We start from the raw sequence: 10200 nt of genomic DNA, 5'->3' as shown, positions 1-10200 counted from the left end.
CGGCGGCCTTGCGGGCCCGGAGCGAGACGGGGATCGCCCACAGCTGGTACTTCCGCCCGCCCGCGAACACCTCGCTGGAGTAGGCGGCCCGGACGCCCTCCACGCATCCCCAGGGCAGCGTGACCGTGCGGAACGGGTTGCGTACCCGCAGCCGCCGCGGACCGGCGAACACCGCGGGCCGCAGCGTGTACGCGACGACCAGCGGCGCCAGGAACAGCATCGCCGCCACCGCCACCCACGGCGTACGCCCCGTGCCGCGCACCGCCGCGTCCCCCACCATCCACAGCCCCAGCACCAGCAGCAGCACTCCGCCGGCCAGCGCGGAGGGCGACCGGTAGGCGCGCTCCGCGTACGCCGGCTCGGAGTGGGGGCCGGAGGGCCGGGGGCTGTCGGGGTTCGGGCTCGTCATGGCCCCGATTCTGCCCGACACCGCCCCGCAACTCCGGATTCCGGACGTTGCGGTCCGGCATCGGATAGCGGCCGACCGCTGAGCATCACCGGCCTGCTTCAGGCTCCGGTGACCTCGATCGCCGCCAGGTTCTTCTTGCCCCTGCGCAGCACCAACCAACGTCCGTGCAGCAGTTCCTCGGCCGTGGCCACCGCGTCCTCGGCGGTCACCTTCACGTTGTTCACGTAGGCGCCGCCCTCCTTCACGGTGCGACGGGCGGCCGACTTGCTCGCCACCAGGCCGACCTCCGCGAACAGATCGGTGACCTGGGCGAGTTCGCTCACCTTGGCGTTCGGGAGTTCGGAGACCGCGGCAGCCAGCGTGGCCTCGTCGAGTTCGGCGAGCTCACCCTGCCCGAACAGTGCCTTCGACGCAGCGATCACGGCGGCACACTCGTCGGCGCCGTGCACCAGCGTGGTCAGCTCCTCGGCGAGCGCACGCTGCGCGGTACGGGCTTGCGGCCGTTCCTCGGTGACCTTCTCCAACTCCTCGAGTTCCTCACGGGACTTGAAGGAGAGGATGCGCATGTACCGCGAGATGTCCTGGTCATCCGTGTTCAGCCAGAACTGGTAGAACGCGTACGGCGTGGTCATCTCCGGGTCGAGCCAGAGCGTGCCCGTCTCGGTCTTGCCGAACTTGGTGCCGTCCGCCTTGGTCATCAGCGGCGTCGCGAGCGCGTGCACATGAGCGTGCGGCTCCACGCGGTGAATCAGATCCAGACCGGCCGTGAGGTTGCCCCACTGGTCGCTGCCGCCCGTCTGGAGGGTGCAGCCGTACCGCCGGTACAACTGCAGGTAGTCCATGGCCTGAAGCAGCTGATAGCTGAACTCCGTGTAACTGATGCCCTGTTCGGAGGCCAGGCGCTGGGCGACCGAGTCCTTGGTGAGCATCTTGTTCACCCGGAAGTGCTTGCCGATGTCCCGCAGGAACTCGATCACGGACAGGCCCGCGGTCCAGTCCAGGTTGTTGACCATGGTCGCCGCGTTGTCGCCCTCGAAGGAGAGATACGGCTCGATCTGCGCGCGCAGCCGGGTCACCCACTGGGCGATGGTCTCCGGGTCGTTCAGAGTGCGCTCGGCGGTCGGCCGAGGGTCACCGATGTGTCCGGTGGCGCCGCCCACGAGCGCCAGCGGCCGGTGCCCGGCCTGCTGGAGTCGCCGGAGGGTGAGCACCTGCACCAAGTGCCCGACGTGCAGGCTGGCCGCGGTCGGGTCGAAGCCGCAATAGAACGTGATGGGACCATCAGCGAGAGCCTTGCGCAGTGCGTCTTCGTCAGTGGTGTGGGCGAGCAGCCCGCGCCAGCTGAGCTCGTCGACGATGGCCGTCACGGTCTGTGTCTCCTTGGATGTGTGCCAGTGTGGCGGCCAGTGTAGTGCGCCCGCCAGACTGCCGTGTTTGTGCTGGTCAGGGGCCGTTCCGAACTCGGCGTGCCTCAGGCGTCGGTGGCCGTCGCCTCGCCGGCCTCAGGGGCGGCGACCCGGCCCGGCAGCTTTACCGCGATGACGATCGTCACCACGGCCAGGGCGGCTGCGACGGCAAAGGCCAGCCGCATCCCGCCCACCTGTGCGGGCCCGGCGGCGACGCCGTCGGCGGCCAGCCGGCCGGTGCGTGCGGTCATCAGGGTCACCACCAGCGCGGTTCCGAACGCCGCGGCGACCTGCTGCAGCGTCCCGAGCATCGAGCTGCCGTGGGAGTACAGCTGCGGGGGCAGTGCGCCCATGCCGAGGGTGAAGGCCGGGGTGAACGTCGTGGCCAGACTCAGCATCAGCAGCGTGTGCAGCCCCAGCACCTGCCAGTACGGCATCGTCATCGAGATCTGGGTGAACCCCGCCAGGGCGAGCACCATGCCGATCGCGCCGGGCACCACCAGCGGCCGGCCGCCGAACCGGTCGAAGATCTTGCCGACGCTCGGCCCCAGCAGGCCCATGGCCAGACCGCCCGGCATGACCAGCAGGCCGGTCTCCAGCGGGCTGAGCCCGCGCACGTTCTGCAGGTACAGCGGCAGCAGGATCATCGACCCGAGCATCGCCAGGAACCCGATGGACATGAGGGCCAGGGACAGGGTGTAGGTGCCGTGCCGGAGGGTGCGCAGGTCCATCAGCGGCGCTCCGGTGCGCTGCAACCTGAGCTGGCGGATCACGAAGACCGCGATGATCGCGGCCCCGGCGGCGACGATGCCGACGCCGAGCCCGACCTTGCCGTCGCCCTCTCCGAAGAGGCTCAGCCCGTAGACCAGACCGCCGAAGCCGAGGGCCGCCACGGCCACGCTGAGCCAGTCGATGGAGCTCACCTGCGGCTCACCGATGTTCTCCAGCTTGCGCAGCCCGAACAGGGTCACCAGGACCACGATCGGCAGGACGGCCACGAACAGCAGCCGCCAGGAGCCGGCCTGGAGGATCAGACCGGACACGGCGGGTCCGAGCGCGGGCGCCACCGAGATCGCCAGGGTGACGTTGCCCATCACCCGGCCCCGGTCCTGCTCGGGCACCACGATCATCAACGTGGTCATCAGCAGGGGCATCATCACGGCCGTGCCGGCGGCCTGCACGATCCGGCCCAGCAGCAGCACCTCGAAGGCCGGGGCGACGGCACACACGACGGTGCCCGCGAGGAACACGCCCATTGCGATCGCGTAGGCCTGGCGTGTGGTGACCCGCTGCAGGAACCAGCCGGTGACCGGGATGACGGCGGCCATGGTGAGCATGAACGCGGTGGACACCCATTGCGCCGACACCTCGGTGACGTGCAGCGACTCCATCAACCGCGGGATCGCGTTGATCATGATGGTCTCGTTGAGGATCACCACGAACGTGGCCAGCACGAGCAGCCGCACCACGGTCGGCGTGCGGCCGGCCCGTACGGCCGGTCGTTCTTGGATCGCAGCAGTCATGGCAGTACCTCGCTGGGGGTTCCTGGTCACAGTCGCCTCGCAGTCGAGGCCGCCGGCGCGGACGTGGGTGATGGCACCGGTAAGACCGGCGCGACCGGCAGAGCTCATCGGTCGGCCCGAGTGTTCCTCATCGCCCGGCCGGTCTCATCCTAATTTTCTTCGCAAGTGTGTCCGACCCACGCGCCCGCCCCCGCACCGACGGCGCGCGACGGCCGCCCCCGCCGGGCCGCGGGGCAGCCGTCTGCAAACCGCCCGTAAATCCGCCCCCGAGCCCGCCCGTCAGCCGCCCAGGATCGTCGTCAGGAACTCCCCGGTCCAGGCCAGCAACTCCCGGCCGACCAGAGGCTTTCCACCGATGCGGGCCGTGGTGGGACGGGGTACGAGGACCTGCTTCGTGGCTGGCTTCAGCAGGGAGCGGGGGTGCAGGCGCTTGAGGCGCAGCTCCTGGGACTCCCGCAGCTCCACCGGGCCGAAGCGGACGTTGGAGCCCTGGAGCGTGATGTCGGACACGCCGCAGGCACGGGCCAGCATGCGCAGCCCCGCGACCAGCAGGAGGTTCTCGACCGGCTCCGGCAGCTTGCCGTAGCGGTCGGTCAGCTCCTCGCGGACGGCCGCGATGTCCTCCTCGGAGTTGGCCGAGGCGATCGCGCGGTAGGCCTGGAGGCGCAGCCGCTCGCCGGGTGCGTAGTCGTGCGGGACGTGCGCGTCGACCGGCAGCTCGATCTTGACCTCGAGCGGCGGCTCCTCCTCGACCCCGCCCTCCAGCGAGGCGCGGTAGTCGGCGACGGCCTCGCCCACCATCCGCACGTACAGGTCGAAGCCGACGCCCGCGATGTGGCCGGACTGCTCGCCGCCCAGCAGGTTGCCCGCGCCGCGGATCTCCAGGTCCTTCATCGCCACGTACATGCCCGCGCCCATCTCGGTGTGCTGGGCGATGGTGGCCAGACGCTCGTGGGCGGTCTCGGTGAGCGGCTTCTCCGGCGGGTAGAGGAAGTACGCGTAGCCGCGCTCCCGGCCGCGGCCCACGCGGCCGCGCAGCTGGTGGAGTTGGGAGAGCCCGAAGGTGTCGCCGCGCTCGACGATGAGGGTGTTGGCGTTGGAGATGTCGATACCGGACTCGACGATCGTGGTCGAGACGAGCACATCGAACTTCTTCTCCCAGAAGTCCACCACGACCTGCTCCAGGGCCGACTCCGACATCTGCCCGTGCGCCGTGGCGATCCGCGCCTCCGGCACGATCTCGCGCAGCCGCGCCGCCGCCCGGTCGATGGACTCGACCCGGTTGTGGATGTAGAAGACCTGGCCCTCGCGCAGCAGCTCGCGGCGGATGGCGGCGCCGATCTGCTTCTGCTCGTACGGCCCGACGAAGGTCAGCACCGGGTGCCGCTCCTCCGGCGGGGTGGTGATCGTGGACATCTCGCGGATGCCGGTGACCGCCATCTCCAGGGTGCGCGGGATGGGGGTCGCGGACATCGTCAGCACGTCGACATTGGCGCGCAGCTTCTTCAGCTGCTCCTTGTGCTCGACGCCGAACCGCTGCTCCTCGTCGACGATGACCAGGCCCAGCTCCTTGAACCTGGTCTCCGAGGAGAAGAGCCGGTGCGTGCCGATGACGATGTCCACCGAGCCCTCGTGCAGCCCCTCCAGCACCGCCTTGGCCTCGGTGTCGGTCTGGAACCGGCTCAACGCCTTGACCGCGACCGGGAATTGGGAGTAACGCTCGCTGAACGTGCCGAAGTGCTGCTGGACGAGCAGGGTCGTCGGTACGAGCACGGCGACCTGCTTGCCGTCCTGCACCGCCTTGAAGGCGGCCCGCACCGCGATCTCCGTCTTGCCGTAGCCGACGTCGCCGCAGATCAGCCGGTCCATCGGAACCGACTTCTCCATGTCCTCCTTGACCTCGGCGATGGTGGTCAGCTGGTCGGGCGTCTCCGCGTACGGGAAGGCGTCCTCCAGCTCGCGCTGCCAGGGGGTGTCCGGTCCGAAGGTGTGGCCGGGGGCGGCCATGCGGGCGCTGTAGAGCTTGATCAGATCGGCGGCGATCTCCTTGACGGCCTTCTTGGCGCGCGCCTTGGTCTTGGTCCAGTCGGCACCGCCGAGCCGGTGCAGGGTGGGGGCCTCGCCGCCCACGTACTTGGTGATCTGCTCCAGCTGGTCGGTGGGGATGTAGAGCCGGTCACCGGGCTGGCCGCGCTTGGCGGGCGCGTACTCCACCACCAGGTACTCGCGGGTGGCGCCCTGGACTGTGCGCTGCACCATCTCGATGTAGCGGCCCACGCCGTGCTGTTCGTGCACGATGTAGTCGCCGGACCGGAGGGTCAGCGGGTCGATGGTCTTGCGGCGCCGGGCGGGCATCCGCTGCCCGTCCTTGCCTGCCGCCTTCTGCCCGGTCAGGTCGGTCTCGGTGAGGACGGCGAGCTTGAGGCCGGGGGCCACGAACCCGTACTCGACGGAGCCGCAGGCGACATGCACCACCGACGGCGCGATGGTGTCGAGGTCCGCCTCCAGGCGGGCGGCGATGCCCTCGCCGCCGAGGACCTCGACGGTGCGGGCGGCCGGGCCGTGCGCCTCGGTCACGTAGACCGTGCGCCAGCCGTCGGCCAGCCAGCCCTTGGTGTCGGCCAGGGCGCGGGCGGTGTCGCCGCGGTAGCTCTCGGGCGCGTTCAGCCCGAGCCGTACGGTGTCGGTCTCCTCCAGCTCGGCATCGGCGACGAACGGGCTGACCGTCCACCACGCCATCCCCCGCTCGCGCGCCCGCTCCCGGACGTCCGCGATGCCCCACAGGGAGGCCGCGCCCACGTCGATCGGCGCCTCTCCTCCTCCCGCGGTCGCCGCCCACGAAGCCTGGAGGAACTCCTGGGAGGTCGCGACCAGGTCGGCGGCGCGGGTGCGGACCCGCTCGGGGTCGCAGACGATAGCCATGCTGCCCTCGGGCACCACGTCGAGCAGCAGCTCCATCTCGTCGACGAGGACGGGGGCGAGGGACTCCATGCCCTCCACCGCGATCCCCTCGGCGATCTTGCCGAGCAGCTCGCCGAGTTCGGGGTGGCGCTCGGCGAGGGCGGCCGCCCTCTGGCGCACGTCCTCGGTCAGCAGCAGCTCGCGGCAGGGCGGGGCCCACAGCCCGTGCTCGGCGACCTCCAGGCTGCGCTGGTCGGCCACCTTGAAGTAGCGGATCTCCTCGACGTCGTCGCCCCAGAACTCGATCCGGAGCGGGTGCTCCTCGGTGGGCGGAAAGACGTCGAGAATCCCGCCGCGGACCGCGAACTCGCCGCGCTTCTCGACGAGTTCGACCCGGGAGTACGCGGCGGCGCCGAGCGCGTCGGTCACCTCGCCGAGGTCGGCGCTCTGGCCACCCCGAAGGCTTACGGGCTCCAGGTCGCCGAGCCCCTTGACCTGCGGCTGGAGCACGGACCTGATCGGCGCGACGACGACGCTGACCGGCCCGGCGGACGGGTCCTCGGCGCTGGGGTGGGCGAGCCGGCGCAGCACGGCGAGGCGGCGGCCGACGGTATCGGAGCGGGGGGAGAGCCGCTCGTGCGGCAGCGTCTCCCACGACGGGTACTCCACGACCCCGTCCGGCGGCAGCAGCGAGCGCAGGGCCGCGGCCAGGTCCTCGGCCTCGCGGCCGGTCGCGGTCACGGCCAGCACCGGGCGGTCGGCGCGCCGCGCCAGCGCGGCGATGGCGAAGGGGCGCGCGGCGGGCGGCCCGACGAGATCGACGTGCGGCCGGTTGCCGTCGGCCGCGGCCTTCACGGCCTCGGCGAGCGCGGGATCGTTGACGACGACGTCGAGCAAACCGTGCAGGCTCATGAGGGCTTTCCCCGTCTTCTGGTCTCCGGACGACGCGCACCCCCGGCGGCCCGGCGGCCGCTGGCCACCTCACCCACCCGGACAACGCGAAGGACCCGACACGTGCAACGGGCCGGGGTGCTCCAGAGTACGACGCCGGTCCGACAGGTGACGCGGGGCAGTAACCTGCGCACAATCCGCTGGAACTGTACACTTCTGCACATGAGTGACACGTTGCCGATCACCGAAGCACGGGCCCGCTTCGGCTCACTGGTCCGCCGGGCCTCACACGCGCGCGAGCGCATCACGATCACCGATCACGGCCAGCCCGCCGCCGTGCTCATCAACCCCCAGGAACTGGCGGACCTGGAGGACTCGCTCGCCCTGGCCCGGTATCGAGAACGACAGACCGCCGGCACAGTCGGCGTCCCCCACGACGAGGTCCGTGCGCAACTGGGCCTGGAGTGTGAGTGAGCTACAAGATCGTCTGGGACGAGCCCGCGATCGACTCCGCGGCCCGCTTCCTCAAGGACGACCCCGAAGGCCTGCGGCAAGTCTTCGACTCGATCGACCTGTTGGCCATAGATCCGCGACCGGCGGGCGCCGCTGAATACGGATCGCCGGATCTGCGCCGCATGCACGTCGGCCGATATCGGGTCTTGTACGAGATCGCCGACGCCACCGTCACGATCGCCGTGATCCACCTCGGCAGAACCGGATGAGCCGAGCGGCGATGGACGGCTGTTACAGAATCACGAACAAACCTATGTGAACCGGTTTGCCGCGGATTCCTATCTCTCAGTGCGAAATGCCACCGACCGCGGGAACGCCCCGCGAAACGGGTGGCACCCCTCGGGGCCAAGGTCACTTCCGGCCCCCCGGAACTCGGAGATAGAACATGCTGAAGAACACTCGTGGCATCCGTTTCGCCGCCGCCGGCTCCCTGGCCGCCGCCGTTCTCGTCGGCACCCTCGGCACGGCCGCCTCCGCTGTCGCCGCCCCGGCGCCGACCCCGGTCCCGAACAAGACCGTCACCCTCTCCCCGGGCACGGAAGGCCCGGCCACCCAGCCCACCAAGCCGGGCACGCAGGGCCCGGCCACCCAGCCCACCAAGCCGGGCACCGAGCTCCCGAACGACAAGCCCAAGCCCGTCGTCACGGTGCCCGCCGCCAAGGCCGTCAACCTCACCGCCAAGGCCGACCGCAGCAGCGTCGCCGCCTGGCAGCAGTTCCGGATCACCGGCAAGGCCACCGGCCTGAAGGCAGGCACCAAGCTGACCGTCCAGCAGTACCAGGCCAAGAGCAAGAAGTGGGTCTCGCTGCCCGCCTCCACCACGGTCAACAAGGACGGCAGCTACGGCATCCGCGTCAAGCTCGGCCTCAAGGGCGCCAACAAGCTCCGCCTCGCCGGCGGCAAGCTGGTCTCCAACACGGTCAACGTGACCGTGCGCTAAAGCGGCAACCACCGCGCGTAGCACTCAGGGGCAGTGCCCGGATCCGTCCTCCGATCCAGGCACTGCCCCTTCTCTTGCGTTCCGCCCGGCGCTGACCGGGCTCGGCGCCCGGGCGCCTGCAACGACTTCGGCCCCACGGCCATCTCGCTGTTCGAGAACAGCAACCAGGCGTTGAACCGCAGGGGAGATGGATGGCCACCAACGAAAAGCCCGATTGGCCGAGGGACGACGACGAGCAGTGGGCGGCGGAGGTCGAACTTCGCCTCGTCCTCGACCACCACGCGCCCGCCGGGCTGGCCGACGAGGTCCTGGCGGAGGCGTACGAGGCCGTGGTCGAGGCGGCCCGCCCGGCCCGCGACCTCTTCCGGACCCCCCGCACGGTATGCACAGTCCGCGGCGGACCTACGGATCGACGAGGCCTACCGTGCGGGCCTCGACCGGGACGGCATGACGCCGGGCGAACGCCTCACTACGTCCCTGGCCTGGCTCGGCATGATGGGCACAGCCGTCAGCGTCCTGTACTGGGTACGCAACGGCCTTTGGGTAGAGCCCAGTTGGGAATCCATCGCGGGGCTCACCTCGATTCATACGCAACGTCAAGGCAGGCGACCTCGACCACCTCACCACCGCCCGCCGCGGGCGATAACAGGACCGAGGCCGCGTTCGGGCGTCCCCGCCGCAGGCGGCGCCGTCGAGATCGAGTTCGCCTTCCGGGCGCATCTCACCCCAGCCGCCTACGAGTGAACCGCCCTGCCTGGCAAGGCGATCAACCGACCACCGGCCGCCGTGAGGCCTGCGCCGTCCTCGCTGCCGCGACCACCGCCTTCGCAACCGTCGGGAGGGACTCCGGGTGGGGGCCCAGGAAGAGTTGGGGTTCTATGAGTTCCAGCTCCATGACGCGCGGGGCTCCCTGGTCGTCTTCGACCAGGTCCACGCGCGCGTAGAGGAGGTCCGGGGTGCCGGGGACGGCGGCCAACGCCCGCTCGGCCACGGCCAGTTCGGTGGCCGTGGGCTCGTACGGGCGCTTGCCGGGGTGGGCGATCTTGCGGGCGTCGTACGCGGTGCCCGGGGAGAGGACCGCGTTCTTCCGGATGGCGTGCAGGAAGCGGCCCGCGAGGAAGACCAGGGCGCGTTCGCCCCTGGTGTCGATGCGGCTCATGAACGGCTGGACCATCGCCGTCAGGCCCTCCGCGTGCATGCGCTCGACGTGGCGCAGCGCCACGGCACGGTCCTCGGGCCGGTAGCGCGCGGCGTACCGGGCCCCGGCCCCGGACGCCGGCTTGATCACGTACTCCCGGTCGTCCGGCAGCGGCAGGTCCTCCACCCGGCTTCCCGGCGCGGAGTAGCTGGTGGGCACCGCCGGGACGCCGGCCTGGGCCAGGTCGCCGAGGTAGCGCTTGTCGGCGTTCCAGCTCACGACCGGGCCCGGGTTGGCCAGCGTGGTCGCGGCCGCGCACCGCTCGACCCAGGCGAGGAACTCCCCCGTACGCCAGGTGTAGTCCCACGTCGACCGGATCAGCGCGAGGTCGAACCCGGCCCAGTCCACCGCCGGGTCGTCCCACTCGGCCACCGTCACCTCGGCGCCCGCCGCCGCGACCGCGTCCCGCAGCGCGGCCA

General features: G+C 70.8%; 8 protein-coding genes. 3 read left to right on the top strand and 5 right to left on the bottom strand.

Annotation, left to right across the window (positions count from 1 at the left end):
- The 4 genes from AOK16_RS21485 to mfd form a co-directional block, all read right to left on the bottom strand.
- On the bottom strand, positions 1-409 hold a 409-nt coding region (locus AOK16_RS21485), incomplete at its 3' end, for a PH domain-containing protein (RefSeq protein WP_169790928.1).
- A gap of 98 nt (positions 410-507) precedes the next feature.
- On the bottom strand, positions 508-1776 hold the full coding sequence (gene tyrS, locus AOK16_RS21480) for a tyrosine--tRNA ligase (protein WP_055473824.1): 1269 nt from the start codon (positions 1774-1776) through the stop codon (positions 508-510).
- Positions 1777-1880: 104 nt separating this feature from the next.
- Entirely contained in the window at positions 1881-3338 is a 1458-nt protein-coding gene (locus AOK16_RS21475; RefSeq protein ID WP_055473823.1) for an MDR family MFS transporter, read from the bottom strand.
- A gap of 279 nt (positions 3339-3617) precedes the next feature.
- Positions 3618-7151, bottom strand: coding sequence for a transcription-repair coupling factor (gene mfd, locus AOK16_RS21470; RefSeq protein ID WP_055473822.1), 3534 nt, complete (start codon positions 7149-7151; stop codon positions 3618-3620).
- A gap of 201 nt (positions 7152-7352) precedes the next feature.
- On the opposite strand from mfd, the gene AOK16_RS21465 reads away from it, so the two are divergent.
- From AOK16_RS21465 to AOK16_RS21455, 3 genes are all read left to right on the top strand, one after another.
- Positions 7353-7604 (top strand): type II toxin-antitoxin system Phd/YefM family antitoxin, encoded by a 252-nt coding sequence (locus tag AOK16_RS21465; RefSeq protein ID WP_055473821.1) that lies wholly within the window; start codon positions 7353-7355, stop codon positions 7602-7604.
- Positions 7601-7852, top strand: a complete 252-nt coding sequence (locus AOK16_RS21460) for a type II toxin-antitoxin system RelE family toxin (RefSeq protein WP_055473820.1) — start codon at positions 7601-7603, stop codon at positions 7850-7852. Before AOK16_RS21465 ends, AOK16_RS21460 begins: the two co-directional genes overlap by 4 nt.
- Positions 7853-8028: 176 nt before the next feature.
- Positions 8029-8583 carry a hypothetical protein gene (locus AOK16_RS21455; protein WP_055473819.1) on the top strand — a complete coding sequence of 185 codons (555 nt, stop codon included), beginning with the start codon at positions 8029-8031 and terminating at the stop codon, positions 8581-8583.
- Positions 8584-9349: 766 nt separating this feature from the next.
- On the opposite strand, the gene AOK16_RS21450 is transcribed toward AOK16_RS21455, so the two are convergent.
- A partial coding sequence (locus AOK16_RS21450) for an ATP-grasp domain-containing protein (RefSeq protein WP_055473818.1) occupies positions 9350-10200 on the bottom strand: 851 nt, incomplete at its 5' end.

This window comes from Streptomyces pathocidini, assembly GCF_001418495.1.
Taxonomy (GTDB): domain Bacteria; phylum Actinomycetota; class Actinomycetes; order Streptomycetales; family Streptomycetaceae; genus Streptomyces; species Streptomyces pathocidini.
The sequence above is the reverse complement of the archived record's forward strand: the minus strand, read 5'-3'. Positions and strand labels throughout refer to the sequence as shown.

Bases quoted from the DNA above. Each gene is read 5' to 3' on its own strand.
- AOK16_RS21475 (WP_055473823.1), bottom strand. From the start codon at position 3,338: ATGACTGCTGCGATCCAAGAACGACCGGCCGTACGGGCCGGCCGCACG.
- mfd (WP_055473822.1), bottom strand. From the start codon at position 7,151: ATGAGCCTGCACGGTTTGCTCGACGTCGTCGTCAACGATCCCGCGCTC.
- AOK16_RS21465 (WP_055473821.1), top strand. From the start codon at position 7,353: ATGAGTGACACGTTGCCGATCACCGAAGCACGGGCCCGCTTCGGCTCA.
- AOK16_RS21455 (WP_055473819.1), top strand. From the start codon at position 8,029: ATGCTGAAGAACACTCGTGGCATCCGTTTCGCCGCCGCCGGCTCCCTG.